The following is a 23,001-nucleotide window of genomic DNA, read 5'->3' on the forward strand; positions in this document are numbered from 1 at the left end:
TCCCGAGGGGAAGCACTAGGCTCACCGACGTGATGCTCGCCGCCCGACTGGTCCTGTCGCCGTCCCCCGGCCGACGTCTGCTCTGCGTGACGGAGGGTCCCGGAGAGCTGGGCGACGGGGTGCTGCGCGTTCCTCCGGGGGCGACGCAGAGCCTCGGGACGTACCTCAACGGATTCCCCGCGGCGTACTGGGCCCGGTGGACGGGAGCAGCACGGGTGCGGCTGACGGTCGAGGGGCACGGACGCGGGCAGGTGCGCCTCCTCCGCTCGGACGCTGCGGGCGTGGCCGCCGAGGTGGGTCGCGCGCCGCTGGGCGAGCCGCTCGAGGCCGAGGTGCCCGGGACGGCCGGCGGGTGGCTGTGGGTCGACGTCGTCGCCGACGACGCGGGCGACGGTGCCGTGCTGACCGGCGGCGCCTGGTGGGTCGACGCGGCTCCGCGGCGCCGGGGTGACGTGGTCGTGTCGATCACGACGATGGACAAGCCCGACTACTGCCTCGCCACGCTGCGCACGCTCGCGGCGTGCCGAGAGATGGTCGAGGCGGACGTCCGGGTGCAGGTCGTCGACCAGGGCACGGACAAGGTCGCCGACCGCGAGGGGTTCGCCGAGGTGGCCGCTCGGCTCGGGGACCGGCTCCGGATCGTCGACCAGCCGAACCTCGGGGGGTCGGGCGGTTTCTCGCGCGGGATGCTGGAGACGCTCGACGCCGGCGCGGACGCCGTGCTCATCTGCGACGACGACGTCGAGGTCGAGCCGGAGTGCCTGCTGCGCGCCGTACGGTTCCACCGGGCGAGCCGCGAGCCGGTGGTCGTCGGCGGGCACATGCTCGACCTGGCCCGACCGACCGTGCTCAACTCGTTCAGCGAGGTGATCCACCGGCGCACCTTCAACTGGGGGCCGCCCCGGATGGACGAGCAGTGGCAGGACCTCGCCGGCGGGCTCAGGACGACGCGCCTGCTGCAGGAGCGGGCGGAGTCGGACTTCAACGGGTGGTGGATGTGCCTCGTCCCGACGGAGACGCTGCGCGCCGTCGGGCTCAGCATGCCGTTCTTCCTCAAGTGGGACGACGCCGAGTTCTGCCTGCGTGCCGGGGAGGCCGGCTACCCGACCGTCTCGCTGCCGGGCGCCTGCCTGTGGCACATGGCCTGGACCGAGAAGGACGACACCGTCGAGTGGCAGGCCTACCTGCACGTGCGCAACCGGGTCGTCACAGCGCTCCTGCACGCCTCGGGACCGCGGCTGCTCCCGCTCGCTCTCGCGGCGACCGACCTCAAGCTGCTCCTCGCGATGCGCTACTACCCGGTCGACCTGCACCTGCGCGCGCTGCGCGAGGTCCGTGAGGGGCCCGGACGTCTGCACGCCGAGCTCGCCGACGTCGTCGGCCAGGTCCGGGCCGTCGGTGGGGAGCACCCCGAGACCGTGCGGCACCGGACCGGGGACCGCGCCTACGACGCCGTCGCCGACGCCTCACGGCCGTCCGGCCCGACGGCGCACCGTCCGGACGGCCCGGTGCGGCTGGCACTGTTCGCGCTGCGAGGCCTGCTGCGCGCTCAGCGGCCGGTCCCGGCCGAGGCCCGGCAGGAGCCGACGACCGTGCTCACCCGGGAGCAGGCCGTGTGGTGGGAGGTGCCCGCGCACGACTCGGTGCTCGTGCTGGACGGGGACCGTGGCTCCGGCGTGTGGCTCCGGCGGGAACCGGCGACCTTCCGGCGTCTGGCCGGAGCCGTCGTCGTCGAGCACCTTCGCCTGGCCTGGCGCTGGCGTCACCTGGCGCGGCGTTGGCGGGCCGCCGCCCCGGAGCTCACGGCGCCGGACCGCTGGAGAGCGACCACCGCACCCCGGCCGGGCCTTTAGGATGTCGGGGATGTCCACCCCTGTAGTCGTCGCCGTCGTCGTGTCCTACAACCGAGCAGAGCTGCTCCGTTGCGCGCTCGACGCCCTGGGCGACCAGAGCCGACCCGTCGACCGCGTCGTCGTCGTCGACAACGCCTCGACCGACGACGCGCTCTCGGTGGCGCGTGAGCACCCGACCGAGCCGCGCGTCGTGGCGCTCGCGCGGAACACCGGCGGTGCCGGAGGGTTCGCCGTCGGCATCGCCACGGCCGTCACGGACGACGCCGCGGACCTCGTGTGGGTGATGGACGACGACACCATCCCCACCCCCACGGCGCTGGCCGAGCTGCTCGCCGCGCGCGAGGCCTACGCGGACGACGTCGTGGCCCTGTGCAGCAAGGTCGTGTGGTCCGACGGGTCCGACCACCCGATGAACACCCCCCGGTCACGTCCCGGTGCGTCACCCGTCGACCTCGACCGTGCCCGACGGGCCGGTGCGATGCCGGTCCGCTCGATGTCCTTCGTGTCGATGATGATCGACGCCGAGGCCGTGCACCGGGCCGGTCTGCCGGTCACCGACTACTTCATCTGGAACGACGACTTCGAGTACTCGACCCGTCTGCTCCGTGACCACGTCGGGCTCTACGTGCCCGGGAGCGTGGTGGAGCACCGGACGAAGAAGCTCGGCGCCACGGACGCCGACCCCGGCCCGCGGTTCTACTACGAGGTCCGCAACAAGATCTGGATGTTCACGCGCTCCGACGCGCTGGGCGTCGGCGAGCGCGTCCTGTACGGCGGATCGACGCTGCGGCGCTGGGTGCGCACGGTCCGACGTTCCCAGGACCGCGCCACGCTGGCCAGGGCGGGCCTGCGAGGGCTCTGGCACGGGGTCGTCCGAGGCCCGCGCCCCGACACCGAGGTGCTCTCCGGCGTCGGGCCCGCCGCCCTGACGGTGGCGCGCGTGGAGGCGGGGGCCTCGGTGCCGGCGCCGGTCCACGTGGACCGGATCGCCGCTGCGCCGGGCTCGTTCGTCGCGGGGGAGCCGCTGGCGGACCGCAGGTTCTCCGTGCTGCTGCCGGTGTACCGCGGTGACGACGCCGCGCACCTGGAGCGCGCTTTCCGCTCGGTGACGACGGAGCAGACGCTGCGTCCCGACGAGGTCGTCGTCGTGCGCGACGGCCCCGTCGGCGAGGAGCTGGCGAAGGTGCTGGACCGGATGCCGGGGCTCACCGACGTCCCCGTGACGGTTCTTCCGCTCCCGCAGAACCTCGGCCTCGCGCGGGCCCTCGAGGAGGGTCTGGCCGCGTGTCGCCACGAGATCGTGGCACGGGCGGACGCCGACGACATCTCGCTGCCGGAACGCTTCGCCGAGCAGGTGCCGCTGGTGGCCTCCGGCTACGACATCGTCGGCTCGGCCATCTGGGAGTTCGACGAGGACGAGCACGACCGTGGTCTGGTGCGGGTGCCGCCCACGGGTGCCGGCATCGCCGAGGCGGCCCGGTTCCGCGACCCCTTCAACCACCCCTCCGTCGTGTACCGGAGGTCCGCGGTCGCCGCGGTCGGGGGCTACCAGCACCTCGACCTCATGGAGGACTACCTGCTGTTCGCCCGGATGCTCGCGGCCGGTGTGCACGCCGAGAACATCACGGAGCCCCTCGTGCTGTACCGCGTGGGAGCGGGCGCCTACGCCCGGCGGGGCGGGCGACGCCTGCTGGCGTCGGAGCTGGCGCTGCAACGGACGCTGCACGACGAGGGCTTCGTCTCCACACCGCAGATGGTGCGCAACGTCGTGGTCCGCGCCGGCTACCGCCTGGTGCCGGAACGGATCCGGGCCGTCGGCTACCGGGCCTACACCCGCCGGCGCGGCGGATACCTCCCCGACCTCGAGGAGCAGAACGGATGAACGCCGACCTCGTCGTCGTCGGGACCGGGTTCTTCGGCCTCACGGTGGCCGAACGGATGGCGTCCGCCGGCCGCCGCGTGCTGATGATCGATCGCCGCGAGCACCTCGGTGGCAACGCCTACTCCGAGGACGAGCCGACCACGGGCATCGAGGTGCACCGGTACGGGGCGCACCTGTTCCACACCGCGAACGAGCGGGTGTGGGAGTACGCCAACCGGTTCACGGACTTCACCTCGTACACCCACCGCGTGTACACCACGCACCGGGGCGAGGTGTTCCCGATGCCGATCAACCTGGGGACCATCAACCAGTTCTTCCGGTCCGCGTACGGGCCGGAAGCCGCCCGCGCCCTCATCCGTGAGCAGGCGGCGGAGCTGGGGGACAAGAACCCGGAGAACCTGGACGAGCAGGGGGTCCGCCTCATCGGCCGCCCCCTGTACGAGGCGTTCATCCGCGAGTACACCGCCAAGCAGTGGCAGACGGACCCGCGGGACCTGCCGGCGTCGGTCATCTCGCGCCTGCCCGTGCGCTACACGTACGACAACCGGTACTTCAACGACCCGCACCAGGGTCTGCCCGTGGACGGGTACACCGCCTGGCTGGAACGCATGGCGGACCACCCGAACATCGAGGTGCGCCTGGGCACGGACTTCTTCGACACGTCCCAGCCGGTCCACCAGCGGGCCGTCGTGGGGCAGGTGCCCGTGGTGTACACCGGGCCCGTCGACCGGTACTTCGACTACGCCGAGGGCGAGCTGTCGTGGCGCACGCTGGACTTCGACACCGAGGTGCTGGACGTCGGCGACTTCCAGGGCACCTCGGTGATGAACTACGCCGATGCCGAGGTCCCGTACACCCGCATCCACGAGTTCCGGCACTTCCACCCGGAGCGGGACTACCCGAGCGACCGCACCGTCATCATGCGGGAGTACTCCCGGTTCGCCGAGCGCCAGGACGAGCCGTACTACCCGGTGAACACCCCCGAGGACCGGGAGCGGCTCCGGCGCTACCGCGAGCTGATGGACGGCGAGCAGGACGTGCACTTCGGCGGCCGCCTCGGCACCTACCAGTACCTCGACATGCACATGGCCATCGGGTCGGCGCTGTCGATGGTGGACAACAAGCTCTCCTAGCGGGCGCCGTCACGGCACCCAGGCGCACGCCAGCCGTCCGTCGCCGTCGGCGGTGACCGCCCCGGCGGCGTCGGGGACGAGGCAGGACTGACCCCGACGCAGCGGGGTGGTCCCGGCCTGCGTCAGCAGCCGGACGTCACCGTCCAGCACGAGCACGACGCGCGGCCCGTCCGCCGGCAGCACCACCGGCTCGGCCGGGTGCAGGTCCGCGGTGAGCAGCGCGAACTCGCTGACGGGCGTCCGGTAGCTGGTCACCAGCGAGGACGTCCCCGCCACGACGGTGTCCGGCCGTACCGGGGGCCGCGGTGCGAACGCGGCACACCCCAGCAGCGCGTCGGCGTCGACGTGCTTCCCCGTCAGCCCGGCGCGCAGCACGTTGTCGGACGCCGCCATGACCTCGATCCCCAGGCCGGACAGGTAGGCGTGCACCTCTCCGGCCGGGATGAAGATCGCCTCCCCGGGTTCCAGGGAGACCCGGTTCAGCAGCAGCGACGCCACCGCACCGGGATCCCCGGGGTGCTCCTGGGCCAGCTGCAGGACGGTGGCGTCGGCCCGGGGGTCGGGCGAACCGGTGGCCAGCCGTTCGGCGACGGACGCGACCGTAGCGGCGACGTCGTCCGTGCACGCGGGTTCGTCGCGGGCGCCGACGAGGGCCGCGAGCGCGGCACGCATCCCGGGTCCCGACCGAGTCCCGCGCACGGCGGTGCGCACCTGCTCGACCAGGCGTCCCTCGAGGCCCTCCAGCAGCCCGAGCACCGTGCGCGGGCTGCGGAACCCCGCCAGACCCTCGAACCGGCTGAGCGCCACGATCATCTCCGGCTTGTGCTGCTCGTCGTGGAAGGAGCGGTCCGGGGCGTCGGCGGGCAGGGCACGCTCGCGGCGGTACCCGGCGCGGGCGTCGTGCGGCCGCGGGTGCACCTGCAGGGACAGGGCGCGGCGCGCGGCGAGCACCTTGAGCAGGTAGGGGAGGCGCGGGCCGAAGCGGTCGCTGGCGCGTCGGCCGAGGATCTCGTCGGGTGCCCGGGCGACGAGGTCACCGAGGCTCGTGCCGTCGGCGAGCCGCGAGGGCGCGGCCGGATGGGCGCCGAGCCACAGCTCGGCGGCGGGTCGGCCGTCGACGGGCAGGCCGAGCAGGTCCTGGATGTGCTCGAAGGACCCCCAGTCGTACGACCGCACGGAATTGTCCAGAAGATGAATGGAATGCGCATCGACATCTGCCGTTCGCGCAGTGTTCATCAGCATGTCATCGTCCTTTCCGGCGGCGAGGTATATTCCTCGGCGATCGGGTATGGTCTCGATTCTCCATCGACCTTGCGGAGCTGTCGTGCACGCTTTTCACACTCTGGCCTATCTCGACGTCGAGAAGTCGGGATCCACCTATGTCTCGCAGTTCCTGCGCGACTTCCTCGATGACGACGAGGTGTGGTGCCGCAAGCACCACGAGCTGGAGGACCGTCCGCCCGCGGGACGCCTGCACGTCCTGTCGGTCCGGGACCCCGTGGACACGTACCTGTCGCTGTTCTCCTACGGGTGCCAGGGCAGGGGCGGGCTCTTCGGCCGGCTGCGCGACGCCGGCCACGGCGCGCTGTACGACGGCACGGCGGCCGGGTTCGACCGGTGGCTCGACGTGGTGCTGGACCCCGCCTCCGCAGCGGTGCTGGATCCGCCGAGCTACCACCGCCGCGGGGTGGCCGAGCACACCGGCCTGCTCTCCTACCGGGTGGCGCGCCTCGCCGCACCGCGCCCCGACCGGTGGATGCGCGACGTCGGGTCGCCGGAGGAGTTCGTGGGGGCGTACCGCCGGCACCACGTCGTGGACGTGGTCCTGCGTAACGAGAGCCTCCCGCAGGACCTCGAGGCGCTGGTGCTGCGCGACGACCTCTCGTGGCGGCCGTCCCGGCAGGCGGCGCTGACCGCCGTCCGGGCCCAGCAGCGGCTGAACGCCAGCGCACGCCTGGACTCCGTCTCCGGGTTCGCCGTCCCCGCGGACCTCCGTGGCCGGGTGGCCGCGCGGGAACGTCTGCTGGGGGAGGTCTTCGGCTACGACCACCGTCATCGCACACCGACCAGCGAGTCGATCCAGGCCAGGTCGCGGGCGTAGCGGTCCTGGAGCTCGGCGGCGGTGCCCGGGTCGAGGAACGACGCCGGGACGTCGTCGGCGGCCGGACGGCGTCCGAGGGCGTCCGTCACGAACCGGTGCAGGGCCGCTCGCTCGTCGGCGCCGTCCAGCAGCGGCAGCACCGCGACGGACAGGTCCGCCATCCGCTGCGTGTACCGCGTGTTGGTGCGGCGGGAGACCTCGTCCCCGACGGTCGCTCCCGCCGCGTCCAGGAGCTGCAGGGCGTCGGTGAGGATCTGTCCCACCAGCGGCCGCTCGGGTGTCGGGCGGGCCCGGTCGTAGTCGTAGACGGTCACGTTCCCGGCGCCGAAGGTCTCGACCAGCCGTTCGACCGGTGCGCGCCACGAGAGCCCGTCCAGGACGCGGTCGGCCAGCTCGTCGAACCGGACCGGGCGGCCGTGCTTGAGCTGCTGCTGGTACGCGGACTCGAGGAAGTCGCCGTAGCTGCGCACGGTGAACTGCACGTGGCGGTGGACCCCGGCGGTGGCGCGGTCGATGCCGGCGACCGCCTCGGACAGCCGCGGGTACAGCACCGGCGAGTCCCGGACGAACGCCGGTCCGACGTTGGACTCGCACGAGTAGAACAGTCCGTCGGCGCGGCTCGTGCTCCAGGCGGACTCGAGGAAGCTCCTCAGCCGGGCGTCGGCCCCGGGCCGGGAGGTGTCGTACCAGCCGCCGAGCGCGGCCCTGATCTCCGGCTGGGTCGTGCGGATCGCGACGCCCTCGCGCGCCAAGGTCTCGGCGTGGTCGCGGCACCAGGCCTGCACGGCGGTGGTGCCGGTCTTCTGGGACCCCAGGTGGAGCACGACGCGGCGGTCGGCGGGGGCTCGGCGCCGGCGACGCAGGGCCGTCGTCGTGCGGTCGATCAGGTTCATCGGACCTCCACCAGGGTGCGGATGCGGGTGCGGTCGGCGAGGTCGCGGGCGGCCAGGAGCTCCTCCTGGCGGGCCGTGAGCGGCCAGGCCGGTGCGCCGCCGACGTCGATGCCGTCGACGAAGGTGCGCAGCATGCGCCGTTCGTCCCAGGAGCGCAGGTGCGGCAGCGCGGCCAGGGCGACCTCGGTCTGCCGGCGCGACCAGGACGGGTGTACCGGATCCGCGGTCGCGTCGTCGCCGAGCTCGGTCGGCCCGCCGAGCAGCTCGCCCAGGGCGGTGGTGAGCACCGAGGCGGCCGCGTCGCGGCGGTCGGGGTCGGTCGCCACGTCGTGGACCGTCACCCGGTCGGCGCCGACCGTCGCGACCACGTGCTCCACGAGCGGGACCCACGAGGCATCCTCTGTCGTGGTCAGGAAGTCGTCGAAGGTGACCAGGTGGCCGTGGCGGACCGCCGTGATCCAGGCGTCCACGAGCATCTCCGCCTGGCGGCCGATGGACAGGTGGAGGGTCCAGGGCACGTCCTCCAGCGCGGCGGCCACTCCGTCCACGCCCGCGGCGGCGGTGGGGTGCAGCGGCCCACCGGTGTGGCGGAAGGCCGGTCCCAGCGGTGCGTGCGAGGAGAACAGGGCCGGCCCCTCGGCGGTGAGGTACTCCCGGAGCCTGCGTCGGCTGCGGTCGCTCCGCCAGTCGAGGGCCGGCACGGCCTGGCGGAGGCCGGACCAGGTGGTCCGCGCCGTCAGACCGCGGCGCCGGAGCGTCCGCCGGTGGGTCCCGCACCAGTCCCGCACGGCGCGGGCCGTCGGCGGGTGGGCACCGAGATGGACGGCCACCGCCGGTGCGGTGGCGGGGGGCCGCGACGTCGCGTCCAGCATCGTCGTTGCTCCTGTTCTCGAGAGGTCGGTGAGAGGAATGGTGGCACCGGGAGGGCCCTGACATGACATTCTCGTGGCCGGGCACAGGGTCCGTGGTGCCATTCTGAAGAATGTTCACCGATCGGCCACCGACTGTTCCGTCCGCGTTACCGGGAATGGGCCGAAGGCGTCGTCCGGGCGACCTAGAGTCGCCGACATGCACCATTCCGTCCTCGTCGTGATCCCCGCCCGTGGCGGGTCGGTCGGCGTCCCGCTGAAGAATCTGCAGCACGTCGGCGGGAGCTCGCTGGTCGCCCGCTCCGTGCGGGCGGCGACCGCGGCGCCCGCGGTGACCGACGTCGTCGTGTCCACCGACCACGACGGGATCGCCGCAGAGGCCCGGCGGCACGGCGCCCTGGTCGTCGAGCGCCCGGCGAACCTGTCCGGCGCGACCGCCAGCTCGGAGTCCGCCGTGCTGCACGCGCTGGACACGCTCGCGGCGCAGGGACGGCCCGACCCCGCCATCTCCGTCCTGCTGCAGGCGACCAGCCCGTTCGTCGACCCCGCCGACCTCGACCTGGCGATCGGCCGGGTGCTCGACGAGGAGCACGACGTCGTCGTCGCCGTCACCCCCACCCACGACTTCCAGTGGCGCCTGGACGCCGGCGGCCCCGTCCCCGTCGGGCACACGACGGACCACCGTCCGCGGCGCCAGGACCGTGCACCGCACTTCCGCGAGACCGGAGCCTTCTACGTCATGCGCACGGCCGGGCTCCGGGCGGCCGGGAGCCGCTTCTTCGGGTCGGTCGGCCTGCAGCCCGTGGCGCCGGAGCACGCGCTCGAGATCGACGAGCCGCGCGACCTCTGGCTCGCCCGTGCCCTGCTCGACCGCCCCGCGGACGGCGTCGCCGGGCCCGCCCCCGTGCCGCAGGACGCCGCGGCGCTCGACGTCGACGCCCTCGTCACCGACTTCGACGGCGTGCACACCGACGACCGCGTCCTCGTCGACTCCGGAGGTGTCGAGACGGTGCGCGTCCACCGCGGCGACGGTCTCGGCATCGGCCGGCTGCGCGACGCAGGGCTCCCGATCCTCATCCTGTCCAAGGAGACCGACCCCGTCGTCACCGCCCGGGCCCGCAAGCTCGGCGTCGAGGTCCTCCAGGGCGTCGACGACAAGGCCGCGGCCCTGCGCGCCTGGTGCGCGGCACGCGACCTCGACCCCCGACGGGTCGCCTACGTCGGCAACGACCTCAACGACCTCCCCGCCCTGGGTGTCGTCGGCTGGCCGGTGGCCGTCGCCGACGCCCGTCCCGACGTGCTCGCCGCCGCGCGGGTCGTCACCGCAGCTCGCGGCGGCCACGGCGCCGTGCGCGAGATCTGCGACCGCATCGTCATCACCCATCGGAAGGACCCCGTCATGACCACCACCACGACCACCGCGGCGCTGCAGCCCGTCCAGATCGGCGAGCACCAGGTCGGTGCCGGCCACCCCGTGTACGTGATCGGCGAGATCGGGATCAACCACAACGGCGACGTCGAGATCGCCAAGCAGCTCGTCGACGTCGCGGTCGCCGCCGGCTGCCAGGCCGTGAAGTTCCAGAAGCGGACCCCGGAGATCTCGACGCCCCCGGACCAGCGCGACAAGATCCGGCAGACGCCCTGGGGCGAGATGACCTACCTCGACTACAAGTACAAGGTCGAGTTCGAGCACGACGAGTACACCGAGATCGACCAGTACGCCAAGGCGCAGGGCATCCAGTGGTTCGCGTCGCCGTGGGACGTCCCCTCGGTGGCGTTCCTCGAGGAGTTCGGGGTGCCGACCCACAAGATCGCCTCGGCGTCGGTCACGGACCACGACCTGCTGCGGGCGCTCGCCGACACGGGCAAGCCGCTCATCCTGTCGACCGGGATGTCGACGCTGGAGCAGATCGACGCCGCCGTGGAGATCCTCGGGACCGACGGTCTGGTGATGCTGCACGCCACGTCGACCTACCCCCTCCCGCCGGAGGAGGCGAACCTGCGCACCATCGCCACGCTGCGCGAGCGCTACGGCGTGCCCGTGGGGTACTCCGGCCACGAGACCGGCCTGCAGATCTCCCTCGGTGCCGTCGCCCTCGGTGCCGTCGCGGTCGAGCGACACATCACCCTGGACCGGGCCATGTGGGGTTCCGACCATGCCGCGTCCGTCGAGCCGAAGGGCCTGAACAACCTGGTCCGGGACATCCGCATCCTCCAGGACGCGCTCGGCGACGGCGAGAAGCGCGTGATGCCCGGCGAGCACGCCCCCATGTCGCGGCTGCGCCGCGTCGCCGGCTGACCGCGTGACGGACGGGGAGGTCGCGGACCCGATGATCCACGCTCGACCCCAGGTGTCCGTCGTCGTCCCCGCGCGGGACGCCGGCGGGCACCTGCCCGACGCCCTGGGCTCCCTGCGGCGCCAGGGCCTCGACCTGGACCAGGTGGAGGTCGTGGTCGTCGACGACGGGTCCACGGACGACACCGGCGACGTGCTCGACGCCGCCGCCGCGACGTTCCCCGCGCTGCGCCGGCTCCACCATCCGACGCCTCGCGGGGTCTCGGCGGCCCGCAACCGGGGGATCGCCGCGTCCACCGGGCGGTGGATCACGTTCCTCGACCCGGACGACTGGTACTTCCCCGGTCACCTGGCCGCGATGGTGCGGGCGGCCGAGCAGCACGACGTCGACTTCCTCGTCTGCGACCAGGTGCAGGCGCACGGCACGGGTCGCCGGCTGGTCCGGGCGCCGGAACCGCGTCGGCACGTCGCCCTCGACCCGCGGACCGGCATCATGCCGACGAACCGGTCGACGATGGTGAACTACGTGCAGGTCTCCTCCCGGTTGCTCGCGCGCCGGGTCGTCGACGCGGGGCTCGCCGTCTTCGACGAGAGCCTCCCGACGGCGGAGGACCGCGAGTGGGCGTGGCGCCTGCTGCTCGGCACCCGGTCCTACGCCGTCGTCGACGCCCCCGGCTACGTCTACCGGCGGGCCGTGGACGGCTCCTTGACCGACATCGGTGACGCGCGCCAGCTCGGGTTCCTCGAGGCCTACGACGCGGTGCTCGACCAGCTGCGCGACCAGGACCTGACGCGGTACGAGCCGAAGGTCGCCCGCGACCTCCTGGCGGTGCTGCACCACCACGTGAAGCGACGGACGTCCTACCCGGACGCCGTCTGGACGCAGATGACGGGACGGGCCGCGCAGGTCCTGGCCCGTCTCGACGACGCGGTCCTCGCCCGGCAGGTCGCGGGCATCGGCCCCGAACGTGCCCGGGCGATCCGCAGGCAAGGAGTACGGCTGTGACCATCGGGACGCAGGTCGTGACCGCCTCGACGCTGTTCGGCACGGCCACGGTCGTCGCGGCGTGGGACGCCGGTGTGCTGCCACGCCGCGACCGGACGGTGCTGGTGGTCCAGCACAACGTCCCGGCACCGGAGGCGTCGGAGGACTTCACCCGCGGCCCCGGCTTCGCCGCGCTGGCCGACCGGTTCGACCACGTCGTCGCCTGGAACGACGTCGTCGCGCCGCACCACCCCAAGTCGTGGACACCGCGTCCGGCCGACGCACCGGTCTGGGAGCGGCTGCTGCGCGAGCGGTGGCGGCTCGGCGACGGCCCGCTCGAGCTCGTCGGGGAGTCCGTGGCGACCCCGCCGACCGGGGCGCTGGTGGCCATCTTCGCGAGCGCGGCCCTGACCGTGTACGCCGACGGGCTGATGGTCTACGGGCCGACCCGGTTCGACGTCGGCCACGAGGTCGGCGGACGGGTCGAGCGCGTGCTGCACCCCGACCTGCTGCCCGGCGTCCGCCCGACGCTGCTGGCCGAGTGGGACGTGCCCGGCACCCTCGTCCCCGCCGAGTCGTTCCGCAAGGTCGTCGCCGCGGTGACGGACGCCGTCGAGCGGGGTGGCGCGGCGCTCGCGGGCGTGCTGCCGCCGGCCGGGTCGTACGCGCTGGTCCTCGGGCAGTACCTGGCCGCGATCGGCCTCCTGACCCCGCAGGAGGAGCAGGCGCTGCACCGGCGGATGGTGGACGCGGCGGCGGACCGGGGGTTCACGCGCGTGCTCCTCAAGCCGCACCCGTCGGCGCCGAGCCAGGGGACGCGTGACCTCGCCGCCCACGCGGCCTCGCGCGGTGTCGAGCTGGACGTGGCGCCCTCGGCCGTGCTCGCCGAGTCGGTGTTCGACGTGTCGGCACCCGGACTGGTCGTGACCTGCTTCTCGACGGGCCTGGCCACCGCCCGCGCCCTCTACCGGATCCCCACGGTCGGCGTCGGCACCGAGACGCTGCTCGACCGGCTGGAGCCGTACCCGAACTCGAACCGGGTGCCGGCGGTCGTCGTCGACGCGCTCGACCGGACCGACGAGGCCTGGGGCGAGGACCCCGCGCGGATGCAGCAGCTCGTGCGTGCCGTCTCCTACTGCCAGCAGCCCGAGCGCCTGGCCGCGTTCCGTGACGAGACCGCCGCGCTGCTGCGCGGCCTGGACGACGCGGAGCTGCGCCGGTGGTTCCGACGCCGTCGGCTCACGGCGCTGGGCCTGCCCGGCGGGTTCCCCGTGCCGTGGTGGCGGTCCACGCGGCTGGTCGCCGCGCTCGACGGTGCGGACCGGCGGCTGCTCGGCGGACGCCTGCGACGGCTCGTCGCCTCCCGGGTCTCCGGCGGCGGTGACGACCTGCGGGCCGCCGTCGGCGTCGCACGGGCGAAGGTGGCCTCCCGTGGGTGACGCTGACCTCGCCGAGGTGCTCCGGCAGACGGAGGCCCTGCCCGACCGCTGCGGGGTCACGGTCGTGGCCTGCGTGCGCGACGAGGAGGCCTACCTCGAGGCCGCGATGCGCTCCGTGCTCGCGCAGGACCACGACGGGGAGCTGAGGCTCGTCGTCGCCGTCGGCCCGTCCCGCGACGCGACCGAGCGGATCGCGGCCGCGCTCGCGGCCGCGGACGACCGGGTCGTGCTCGTCGACAACCCGACGGGATCCCGCTCGATCGGGCTCAACCTCGCGATCGAGCACGCCGACGGCCCGGACGGCCACCCCGTCGTCCTGCGGGTGGACGGGCACACCGAGCTGCCGCCCGGCTACGTGCGCCGGTGCGTCGACCTGCTGCGCCGGACCGGTGCGGTCGGGGTCGGCGGGGTGATGAGCCCGGTCGGCACCGGGACCGTCCAGGAGGCGACGGCGCGGGCGATGAGCCACCCGGCGGGTATCGGCGCGGCCTCGTTCCACGTCGGGGGCGACCCCGGGCCGGCGCAGACCGTGTACCTGGGTGCGTTCCGGCGGGAGGCCGTGCGCCGCGTCGGCGGGTACGACCCGACGCTCTTCCGGGCCGAGGACTGGGACCTGTGCCTCCGGCTCCGCCGGGCCGGCGGTCTGCTGTGGTTCGACCCGGCCCTCGTGGTCGAGTACCGCCCGCGACGGACCGTACGGGCCGTCGCCAAGCAGTTTTGGCGCACCGGGATGTGGCGGCGCGAGGTGGTCCGCCGGGACCCGTCCACGGCGGGTCTGCGCTACCTGGCACCGCCCGTGCTGGTGACGGTCCTCGGGATGTCGGTGCTGTTCGGGGCGGCAGGGCTGCTGACGGCGGCACCGGTGCTGACCGCGGTCGGGGCCGTGGCGCCGGCGGGATACCTCCTCGGCGTCCTGGCGGCCACCGTCCACGCGGCGACCCGTCGGCCCCGGCTCGCAGCGCGTTCCGCCCTGGTCCTGCCCGTGGTGCTCATGACGATGCACCTGTGCTGGGGCGCGGGGTTCGTCCGGGGTCTGACCGCCCGGGCGGCGGTCGACCACCGGGCCTGATCCGGGTCACGGCCGGCGACGAAGGCGTGCCGAGACGGCGGTCGGCAGGGCGCTGCGCCCGACCGCCCACGCGTGGCGTCGCCACGACCAGGGTGCGGTCGTGGCGGGTCGCGGCAGCACCCCGCGGCGTGCGCGGTCACCGAGCTCGGCGACCGCGGCAGGCAGGTCGTCACGCGTGTGGAGGTAGCCGTCCGCGCACCAGGCCGCATCCGGGACGGGACCTCCGCCGCGCAGCGTGTCCGCGATCTCGTCGAGGTCCCGGAGGCACCCCGACCCGGCGAAGGCCTCGTTGAGCTGGTCGGGACCCACCCCGAAGTCCCGGACCAGCACGGTGGGCAGGCCGCGGGCGAGGGACTCCAGCGCCGCCGTCGAGCTCACGGTCGCCAGGGCGGTTCCCGGTCCGAGATGGTCGGAGAGGGGGCCGACGGCGAAGGCCAGGTCGCCGGGCGATCGTCCGAGCCGGCCGTGCTCGGCGTCCCACAGGACGTCCAGCGGGAACGGCTCGTTGTGCGTCTGCCGCTCCCCGCCCCGTGCCCGGAGCTTGACGACCACCTCGAGTCCCGCGTCCGTCAGCCCTGCCAGTCCGTCCAGCAGCCGGACCCGGTCCGCACGGGTCGCGGGGACCTTCGCCTGCGCGGCGAAGACCACGCGCCGCGAGGAGGCGGGCGGGCCCTGCGGGCCGGTCCCGGCCCGCGGCATGAAGGGCAGGCGGGACAGCACGAGGCGCGGCGCGACGCCGTGGGCCCTGAACGCCGCGGCGTAGGGTGCGACCTCTTGCGGGCCGTGCACGACGAAGGCGTCGGCCCACCGTCGCCACCCCGTGCCCTGCGGGGTGGCGGGCAGGGCCATCCCGGGGAGTCCTGTCACGAGGGCGGGCCGGCAGCCGCGCCGGGTGACGCGCAGGATCTGGCGCGCCACGAGCTCGGCGACCGGTCCGGTGGCGGCGAGCAGCACGACGTCCGGCGTCGTCCTGGCGACCAGGTCACCGATCGCCCGCGGTCCCAGGGTCGGTGGTGCCGCCAGGCCCGTCCCCGCGACCGCCGCCCGTGCCTGTGCCGGCCCGGGAGCCAGCGGGGAGCGGACGACCACGACCCCGGGGACGCCGGCCCCTGGCCGCGAGGTGCCGGGGAGCCCCGCCACGGTCCAGGCGGCCCACTTGAGGTAGGAGTCCGCGTCGGCCACGGCGAGGACGCGCGGTGGGCTCGTCACGTCGTGGCCGGCTGCGGGCGGCGCGTCCGACGGGCAGCCGAACGTGCCAGGGCCGTCGCCGCACCGAGGTGGTTCCGCAGCGCCGGGTCGGCCCGCGCGGTCCACCAGTCGTCGGGGACGTCGTGGGGGACGACCGCGACGCCCCGGGGCGACAGCAGCCGCGTGAGCGTGATGGCCGCCGTGGAGGGGAGCGTGATCACCCGCCGGGGGCCCCGCAGGTTCCGCAGCCGGACCTCGACCGGCGCGCCCGGCATCGTCACCCCGACGCCCGGGATCTGGGCCAGCAGCGCGGTGACGAGAGGGTGGTGGCGCCGGTGGGGGAGGTAGCGCACGGGGCCGTCCGCGGCGATGCCGCGGACCCACGCGACGTAGTGCTCGACGTCGACGAGGTGGTCGGCGGCCAGGGCGGAGCCGACCACGACGGTCGGTTCTTCGAGGACGTCCGCCGGCCCGGACCCACGGTCCCGCGACGCGAGCCAGTCGAAGGAGTGCTCGCGGACGTCGACGCCGAGCGCACGCAGGCCGTCCGTCAGTCCGCGGTCGAGCGGCAGCATCGTCCACACCGTCAACCGACCGTCGCGGGCGAGCCGGCGCAGGCGGCGGGTCGTCACGGCACCGAGACCCCGGCGGAGCGGGCCGTGGTGCGCGGTCGGCCGGACGAGCGGGTCCCCGGCGAGCAGCCGCCGGGCGAGGTCGAGCGTGGCCAGGCCGTCGTCGACGAGCACGAGACGGCCGCCCGCGGCACCGCGGGCCAGGGCCGCCTGGAACGTGCCCGAGAACGGGTCGCCGACCAGGTGGACGTCGTCCTCGGGGGCCGGTCGGGGCCTGGTCACGACCACGTCGAGACCGTCGGGCAGGCCCAGGTCCCGGAACGCGTCCACCGCGGCCGTGAGCGTCGGGACGCCCTGGCGCGCCAGGACCCGGGTCCGTCGGCCGGCGATGCCGGCCGCGTGCGCCTCCACGGCGCAGAGGAGCTGCAGGGGGGATTCGACGAGCGCGCTCACGTCGTCAGCCAAGCACCGTGGTGCGACGACCGGGTGACCGCGGGATGGAGCACGGATGAACAGCTCGGCGCACCGTGCTGCGGTCTGCGCTGTCGCCACTACGATGGCCCGGTGCCCACCCACACCGGACACCGTGCGACCGTGGCCCTTCCCCCGGGGAGCCACGCCGCTGCCACGTGGACCATCCCGTCCGACTACGGAGGGATGACGTCCGCGCTCCTGCGGCGCTCCCGGACGTTCGTCGAGGAGGCGGGCGTCCACGTCAAGATCCTGACCTTCGACCCGACCCTGGACCTGGACTCGACCCGGGCCGACCTGGAGGCGCGCGGCGAGCTCGTCCCGGGTGTCACCCTGCACAACGTGTGGGCGGACCTGCGCGAGCTCTCGGACGCCCAGGTCCGGCCCCGCGAGGGCGCGGTCCCCACGGAACGTGTCCGCGGCGACGAGGGAGAGGCCGTCCGGTCGGAGACCGACGAGGACGGCGAGGTGCACCGCCACCTGCACTTCCGTGCCGACGGCACCCTCGCGGCGGAGGACCGGCGGACCGGAGCGGGCCGTCGGATCACCCTGTACACGCGCGACGGGCGCGAGGGACGGTCCTGGAAGACGGTGTGGGCCGTGTACAGGAGCTGGATCGGCCGCGTGCTGCCCGACGGTCCGTCGTACGTGATCGTCGACTCCAAGACGATGACGAAGTTCTTCGCCGCGCTGCACCGACCCTCCGTGTACACCGCTCACCTGGTGCACGGCGCGCACCTCTCCGCGGGCGCGACGGACGCCCACGGTCCGCTCACGCGGAGCAGGACGCCGCTGATCGAGCACCTCGACGACTTCGACGCCGTGGTGTTCCTCACCGAGGGGCAGCGGAAGGACGTCCTGGAACGCGTGGGCCCGCGCGAGAACACCTACGTCGTGCCGAACAGCACCGACCTCCCTGAGGGGCCGGCCCCGGACCACCCCGACCGCCTCGCCGGCGTCATGCTGGCCAGCCTCAACGGCCGCAAACGAGTCGCCCACGGCATGCGGGCCGTGCAGAAGGCGACACGGTCGACGGGGCTGGACGTCACGCTCGACGTCTACGGTGACGGACCCAACCGTGCGCGCCTGGAGTCGATGGCCGCCGACATCCCGGGTGTCACGCTGCACGGGTTCGTCCGCGGGGCCGCGACCCGGCTCCAGGACGCCTCGTTCCTGCTCCTCACGAGCCGGGCGGAAGGCCTGCCGCTGGTCTTCGCGGAGGCGATGGCGCGCGGGTGCGTCCCGATCGCCTACGACATCCGCTACGGGCCGGCGGACATCATCACCGACGGCGTCGACGGGTTCCTCGTCCCCGACGGTGACGTCGAGGCGCTCGCTGCCGCCGTCGAGCGGTTCGTCACCTTGGACGGCGAGTCGGTCCGAGCCATGCGCGCCGCTGCCGTGGCCACGGCCCAGGGGTATGCGAGCGCCGCCGTGGTCGCCCGGTGGGCGGACGTGTTCGCCGACGTCACGCGGCGCCGTCCGCAGCCGGAGCCCGAGCCGGTCGAGGAGCCCACCCTGGTGCGCCGACTGGCCGGTATGCTGCGTCGCGCCCCCCGCTGACACCACTTCCAGGAGCGTCATGCCCGTCACCCCCCGCGGCGCCACGCTGCGGCGCCGGATCCGATCCACCGGAGGGCGGCTCATCCGCCGCCTCGGTCTGCTGCCGGCGGGTACCCCCGACGGGGTCGGGGAGGACGCCGCGCTGCTCGGCACCTCGTGGCGCTACGAGGTGATCGTGTACTTCGCGGACACCCCGGAGGCGCTCTACCAGCTCGAGCAGTGGTACGACACGCTGCGCGCCCTCGACGAGTCCCACCCCGTGGTCGTGGTCACCCGCGACTCGAGGACCGCTCGGGCGATCCGCGCGGACTCCGGGCTCGACGTCCGGACCGTGGCGCACTACACGACCCTCGACGACGTGCTCGGACGGTCCGCGACCAAGCTCGCCCTGTACGTGAACCACAACCCCGAGAACTTCACGTGCCTGCGGTTCGGCAACCTCGTGCACGCCTCCCTCATGCACGGCGACAGCGACAAGCTGGTGTCGGTCTCGAACCAGACCAAGGCGTACGACTTCTCGTTCGTCGCCGGTCAGGCGGCGGTCGACCGGATGGCGCGTTTCAGCACCCTGTACGACGCCCCGTCACGCTGCGTACCGGTCGGTCGACCGCAGCTGGACGGCCAGCTCCGTCGCCGTGCCGAGACGGCGCGCGGCCCGGTACCCACCGTCCTCTACGCGCCGACGTGGGAGGGCGGGCAGCCGTCGGCCGAGTACGGGTCGCTCGCCACCCACGGGCGGGCGATCGTGCGTTCGCTCGTGGAGTCGGGTCGTTACCGGGTGATCTACCGGCCGCACCCGCTGACCGGTGTCCGGGACGCCCGCTACGGCGACGCGGACTCGGCGGTCCGTGAGTACCTCGCCCACGCCCCGGCCCCCGCCGAGGGGCCCGGGCACGCCACGGACACCGGTCCCGACCTCGGCCCGGCCTTCGCCGCGGCCGACCTGCTCGTCTGCGACGTCTCCGGGGTCGCGATGGACTGGCTGGCCACGGGGGAGCCGATCATCATCACCCGCCCGGGCAGCGGCGCGGTCGTCGCGTCCAGCCCGCTGCTGGACCTGGCCCCACGACTCACCGCCGAGCAGGCCGGCAACGTGGCCGCGCTCGTCGAGCGCGAGCTCGGCGAGGACCCGACACGGCAGCGGCGCCTCGCACTGCGCGAGCACTACCTCGGCGACACCCGGCCGGGGGCCGCGACGGCGCGGTTCATCGCCGCGTGCGAGCAGCTGATGGCGATCCGCGACCGCGAGGTCGCCCGGGTCGAGGCCGAGATCAGTCGCTGACGACCAGGGCGTCCCGGCGCGCCGCGCAGTCCTCGACCAGGGCGAGGAAGCGTCGGCTGCTCTCGCCCCGCGCGAACCCGAAGTAGTGGTCGCGCATGCCGGCCCGCGCCGCGCGGTGCGGGTCGTCGTTCAGGTTCGAGGCGAGGGTCGCGGCGACCTCGGCGACGGTGCTCGCGTCGACCACGTCGGCGGCGGCGGCGATCGGTGCCTCGGTGCGCAGGCCCTCGGGGTCGGTGCGTCGGTCCGTCAGGACGATGGGGGCCTCGGGGCGCAGGTAGAGGAAGTCCAGCCCGACCGACGAGATGTCGGTGACCAGGAGGTCGACCCCGTCGAAGAGGCCGAGGATGTCGGCGTCGAACGGCTGGACGTGACCGCCCCCGGGGTCCGCCTGCAGCAGTCGTCGGATCTCCCGGTGGGCCTGGGCCACGGCCTTGTCGTCGGTGGTCAGGACGCGAGGGTGGGGCTTGTAGACGATCCGCACGTCGTCGCGCTGCAGCAACGCGCGCACGATCTCGACACCGTAGAGGTCGAGCGACGTGTAGTTGTTGGCGTCGTCCTCGCCCGACCAGGTGGGCGCGTACATCACCGTGCGGGGCCGGGCCGCCGGCGGCAGGCCGGGCGCCACGTCCAGGTCGAGCTGGGGACGGCCGCACACCACGAGGCGGTCGGTGTCGAAGGCGATCAGTGCCCGGCGGTGACGCTCGATCGCCGCCTGGCCCGCGACGACCACGTGGTCGTACGCCTTGGCCTGGTTGGACACCATCGAGATCTTGTCCGACTCGCCGTGGTTGACGTGGACGTGCAGTGCACGCTGGTAGATGAGCGACTGGAAGTTCCGCATCCCGTTGTTGACGTAGATGATGGTCTTCACGTCGACCTGGTCGTAGATGGTGCGCAGACCGTCGAGCTTGCGCGTGTACATCACGGGGAGGGTCGTCGCCTCCCGCAGGGCGACCGTCGTCGTCCAGTTGCGGGTCACCACGGCCACCGGGAGATGCTCGGCCACGCTCTCCAGGACCGGGAGCCACTGCCGGATCTGGTACGTCAGGTCAGGCCCCTCGGCGAAGTAGGCCAGCACCGGATAGCGGGGCAACGTCTCGACCGGCGGGTCGAAGAGCTCGGGTTCCCCGACGATGCTGTGGCGGACGGCCTGCGTGGCGAGGCCCCCCGCCTTGAGGAGGATCCGCCCGGCGAATCGGCGGACTCGGTCGAAGAACGTCGCTCGGGGCGCGCTGACGGGGGACATCCGGTCCTTCCTGAAGGATCGAGATCGACGGCACACGCAGTATTCCACGCCCTCGAGCCGACGTGCGCCCTCGTCAGCGCTGTAGTATCGACGGGGCCGGACGGCTCTTCGCCGACTCTGACAGACAGGTATGCAAAGTTTCGTGACCACCGATACGACCAGGGGCTCCACGGCCGACGGGGTCGACTCGCCGGACGGCGACACGGCGCGACCCTCGCCGCTCGAGCCGCCCGCACCGATCACGCCGCCGACGACCTCGACGGAACGTCAGGCGCTCGCCGAGCAGTACGGCCTGACCAAGATGGGTGTCCGACCGCCGTTGTGGTCGTACATCAAGGACGTGGCGCGCCGCGGGCCGTTCATCCGGGTCCTCGGCGCCTCGACGGCCTACGCCCGCAACCAGAACACCTATCTGGGCCAGCTCTGGGCGGTGCTCAACCCGATCCTCAACGCCACCGTCTACGTGCTGATCTTCGGGATCATCCTGCAGACCAGCCGTGGCGTGGAGAACACGATCGCGTTCATCGTGATCGGAGTCTTCCTCTTCCGGTTCGTCGAGCAGTCGGTCAACGGGGGCGCCCAGTCGATCGCGAAACGCACCAACCTGCTGAGATCGCTGCACTTCCCCCGGGCGGTGCTGCCGCTGTCGAACGTCATGTCGCACCTGACGACGCTCGTCCCCGCGCTCGTCGTCATGTGTCTCATCGTGCTGGGATCAGGGTTCCTGCCGGGCTACGACCCGGTGCCGATCACCTGGGAATGGCTCCTGCTGATCCCGGCCGTGGGCCTGCTGTGGGTCTTCAACATGGGGCTGGCGTTCATCATGGCCCGCGCCGTGGCCATCACCCCCGACCTGGACAACGTCATCTCGTTCGTGCTGCGCTTCGCGATGTACGGCTCCGGCGTGATCTTCCCGGTCGTGCACTACGTCCAGCGGCTGCCGGAGGGCGTGCGCTCCTGGCTCGAACCGATCATGGAGTTCCAGCCCATCTCCGTCTACCTCTACCTCGGCCGGTCGTCGCTCATGAACGAGGACGGCTTCGTGCAGCAGCCCCTCATGTGGGTCCTGGGCATCGTGTGGGCGATCGTGTTCTTCGTGGCGGGGTTCATCATCTTCTGGCGCGGTGAGGAGCGGTACGGACGTGACTGACGACGTGGCGGAGGCCGACGCCCACCTCGACTTCGACATGGAGGACGAGGCGGACGACGCCGGGGAGCACGCCGAGGCGATCCCGCTCGGCGACCCGTGCCTGGTCGTGGACGACCTGCACATCGTCTTCCGGGTCTTCGGCGGCAAGAAGCGCGACCGCGCCAAGAAGCAGGGCATGCACGTCCAGGACGCCGGCCCGGTCCGCCGGAGCCGGCTCAAGCGGCTGCTCGGAGCCGGGCGCCAGCACGTCGGTGCCGTCAGCGAGGTGCACGCCGTCCGTGGTGTGTCCTTCACGGCGCGGCACGGCGAGTCGATCGGGATCGTCGGCATCAACGGTTCCGGGAAGTCGACGCTGCTGCGCGCCATCACCGGGCTGATCCCGCCACGGAGCGGGGCGGTCTTCGTGGACGGCGAACCGGCTCTCCTGGGTGTCAACGCGGCGCTGATGCCGCAGATGACCGGGGCCAAGAACATCGAGATCGGCGGGCTCGCGCTCGGGATGACGCCGCGGCAGATCGACGACAAGTTCGACGAGGTCGTGGAGTTCGCCGACATCGGCGACTTCGTCGACCTGCCCATGAAGACCTACTCCTCGGGCATGGCGGCACGGTTGCGGTTCGCCATCAGCTCGGCCGCGGTGCCCGACATCCTCATGGTCGACGAGGCGCTGGCCACGGGTGACGCCGCCTTCAAGTCCCGGTCGAAGGCACGGATCGCCGAGGTGCGCCAGCAGGCCGGGACCGTCTTCCTCGTGAGCCACTCGATCTCGACGATCGAGGCGATGTGCACCCGTGTGCTCTGGATGCACCAGGGCCAGCTGGTCATGGACGGGCCCGTCGACGAGGTCGCCGGTGCCTACCGTGACTTCGTGCGGGCGCACCGGCAGGCACGGTCGAGCGGCCGCGCGGGAGGTCGACGCCGCAACGGCAACGGACGGGGCGGCGGCCAGGGCCCGCGGCGCAAGGGGCGCCGACAGGCGCAGGAGGAGTCCTCGAGCGGCTGACGACGC

Annotated in this window: 18 protein-coding genes and 1 pseudogene; 13 read left to right on the forward strand and 6 right to left on the reverse strand. The window is 73.3% G+C overall.

Features of this window, described 5'->3' with window-relative positions; all coding sequences use genetic code 11:
* Positions 1-32 precede the first annotated feature (32 nt).
* The 3 genes from Q6350_RS05960 to glf are packed head-to-tail and all read left to right on the forward strand — an operon-like array spanning position 33 to position 4,868.
* Positions 33-1,853 (forward strand): glycosyltransferase, encoded by a 1,821-nt coding sequence (locus Q6350_RS05960; protein WP_305065969.1) that lies wholly within the window; start codon positions 33-35, stop codon positions 1,851-1,853.
* A gap of 10 nt (positions 1,854-1,863) precedes the next feature.
* A complete protein-coding gene (locus tag Q6350_RS05965) occupies positions 1,864-3,735 on the forward strand; it encodes a glycosyltransferase (RefSeq protein WP_305065761.1) in 1,872 nt (623 codons plus the stop codon).
* The gene (gene glf, locus Q6350_RS05970; protein ID WP_304603315.1) at positions 3,732-4,868 is read left to right on the forward strand and encodes a UDP-galactopyranose mutase; all 1,137 of its coding nucleotides are present in this window, start codon (positions 3,732-3,734) and stop codon (positions 4,866-4,868) included. The genes Q6350_RS05965 and glf overlap by 4 nt, the downstream gene beginning before the upstream one ends.
* A gap of 9 nt (positions 4,869-4,877) precedes the next feature.
* Here the strand turns inward: glf and manA are convergent, their stop codons facing one another.
* Complete coding sequence (manA, locus tag Q6350_RS05975; protein WP_370375368.1) at positions 4,878-6,110, reverse strand: mannose-6-phosphate isomerase, class I; 1,233 nt, start codon at positions 6,108-6,110, stop codon at positions 4,878-4,880.
* 82 nt (positions 6,111-6,192) lie between these two features.
* Here manA and Q6350_RS05980 point away from each other — a divergent pair, with 82 nt between their 5' ends.
* On the forward strand, positions 6,193-6,969 hold the full coding sequence (locus Q6350_RS05980; protein ID WP_304607763.1) for a hypothetical protein: 777 nt from the start codon (positions 6,193-6,195) through the stop codon (positions 6,967-6,969).
* Here Q6350_RS05980 and Q6350_RS05985 read toward each other — a convergent pair.
* Positions 6,921-7,862, reverse strand: a complete 942-nt coding sequence (locus tag Q6350_RS05985) for a hypothetical protein (RefSeq protein WP_304607764.1) — start codon at positions 7,860-7,862, stop codon at positions 6,921-6,923. The two genes, Q6350_RS05980 and Q6350_RS05985, sit on opposite strands and share 49 nt — an antisense overlap.
* Positions 7,859-8,734 (reverse strand): hypothetical protein, encoded by an 876-nt coding sequence (locus Q6350_RS05990; protein WP_305065763.1) that lies wholly within the window; start codon positions 8,732-8,734, stop codon positions 7,859-7,861. Before Q6350_RS05990 ends, Q6350_RS05985 begins: the two co-directional genes overlap by 4 nt.
* A gap of 196 nt (positions 8,735-8,930) precedes the next feature.
* Here Q6350_RS05990 and Q6350_RS05995 point away from each other — a divergent pair.
* The 5 genes and pseudogenes from Q6350_RS05995 to Q6350_RS06015 all read left to right on the forward strand — a co-directional run.
* A pseudogene (locus Q6350_RS05995) lies at positions 8,931-10,058 on the forward strand (cytidylyltransferase domain-containing protein); the annotation flags it as partial.
* A gap of 72 nt (positions 10,059-10,130) precedes the next feature.
* Positions 10,131-11,030, forward strand: a complete 900-nt coding sequence (locus Q6350_RS06000) for an N-acetylneuraminate synthase family protein (protein ID WP_216077611.1) — start codon at positions 10,131-10,133, stop codon at positions 11,028-11,030.
* Between the two features lie 4 nt (positions 11,031-11,034).
* The gene (locus Q6350_RS06005) at positions 11,035-12,033 is read left to right on the forward strand and encodes a glycosyltransferase family 2 protein (RefSeq protein WP_305065764.1); all 999 of its coding nucleotides are present in this window, start codon (positions 11,035-11,037) and stop codon (positions 12,031-12,033) included.
* Positions 12,030-13,451, forward strand: coding sequence for a polysialyltransferase family glycosyltransferase (locus tag Q6350_RS06010; protein WP_305065765.1), 1,422 nt, complete (start codon positions 12,030-12,032; stop codon positions 13,449-13,451). The genes Q6350_RS06005 and Q6350_RS06010 overlap by 4 nt, the downstream gene beginning before the upstream one ends.
* On the forward strand, positions 13,444-14,520 hold the full coding sequence (locus Q6350_RS06015; RefSeq protein ID WP_305065766.1) for a glycosyltransferase family 2 protein: 1,077 nt from the start codon (positions 13,444-13,446) through the stop codon (positions 14,518-14,520). The genes Q6350_RS06010 and Q6350_RS06015 overlap by 8 nt, the downstream gene beginning before the upstream one ends.
* A 6-nt stretch (positions 14,521-14,526) precedes the next feature.
* On the opposite strand, the gene Q6350_RS06020 is transcribed toward Q6350_RS06015, so the two are convergent.
* Both Q6350_RS06020 and Q6350_RS06025 read right to left on the reverse strand, forming a co-directional pair.
* Positions 14,527-15,729, reverse strand: coding sequence for a DUF6716 putative glycosyltransferase (locus Q6350_RS06020; RefSeq protein WP_305065767.1), 1,203 nt, complete (start codon positions 15,727-15,729; stop codon positions 14,527-14,529).
* Positions 15,726-16,733, reverse strand: a complete 1,008-nt coding sequence (locus tag Q6350_RS06025) for a hypothetical protein (RefSeq protein ID WP_305065768.1) — start codon at positions 16,731-16,733, stop codon at positions 15,726-15,728. The genes Q6350_RS06020 and Q6350_RS06025 overlap by 4 nt, the downstream gene beginning before the upstream one ends.
* Before the next feature lie 111 nt (positions 16,734-16,844).
* Here Q6350_RS06025 and Q6350_RS06030 point away from each other — a divergent pair, with 111 nt between their 5' ends.
* Both Q6350_RS06030 and Q6350_RS06035 read left to right on the forward strand, forming a co-directional pair.
* Positions 16,845-18,314, forward strand: a complete 1,470-nt coding sequence (locus Q6350_RS06030; RefSeq protein WP_305065769.1) for a glycosyltransferase — start codon at positions 16,845-16,847, stop codon at positions 18,312-18,314.
* Between the two features lie 19 nt (positions 18,315-18,333).
* The gene (locus tag Q6350_RS06035) at positions 18,334-19,596 is read left to right on the forward strand and encodes a CDP-glycerol glycerophosphotransferase family protein (RefSeq protein WP_305065770.1); all 1,263 of its coding nucleotides are present in this window, start codon (positions 18,334-18,336) and stop codon (positions 19,594-19,596) included.
* Here the strand turns inward: Q6350_RS06035 and Q6350_RS06040 are convergent.
* Positions 19,586-20,842 (reverse strand): CDP-glycerol glycerophosphotransferase family protein, encoded by a 1,257-nt coding sequence (locus tag Q6350_RS06040; protein ID WP_305065771.1) that lies wholly within the window; start codon positions 20,840-20,842, stop codon positions 19,586-19,588. The two genes, Q6350_RS06035 and Q6350_RS06040, sit on opposite strands and share 11 nt — an antisense overlap.
* 142 nt (positions 20,843-20,984) lie before the next feature.
* Here Q6350_RS06040 and Q6350_RS06045 point away from each other — a divergent pair, with 142 nt between their 5' ends.
* Positions 20,985-21,992: an ABC transporter permease gene (locus tag Q6350_RS06045; protein WP_305065772.1), complete on the forward strand. Its 1,008-nt coding sequence runs from the start codon at positions 20,985-20,987 to the stop codon at positions 21,990-21,992.
* Positions 21,985-22,995 (forward strand): ABC transporter ATP-binding protein, encoded by a 1,011-nt coding sequence (locus Q6350_RS06050; RefSeq protein ID WP_370375369.1) that lies wholly within the window; start codon positions 21,985-21,987, stop codon positions 22,993-22,995. Before Q6350_RS06045 ends, Q6350_RS06050 begins: the two co-directional genes overlap by 8 nt.
* The last annotated feature ends 6 nt before the right edge of the window (positions 22,996-23,001 follow it).

This window comes from Isoptericola sp. b515 (assembly GCF_030588125.1).
Classification (GTDB): domain Bacteria; phylum Actinomycetota; class Actinomycetes; order Actinomycetales; family Cellulomonadaceae; genus Isoptericola; species Isoptericola sediminis.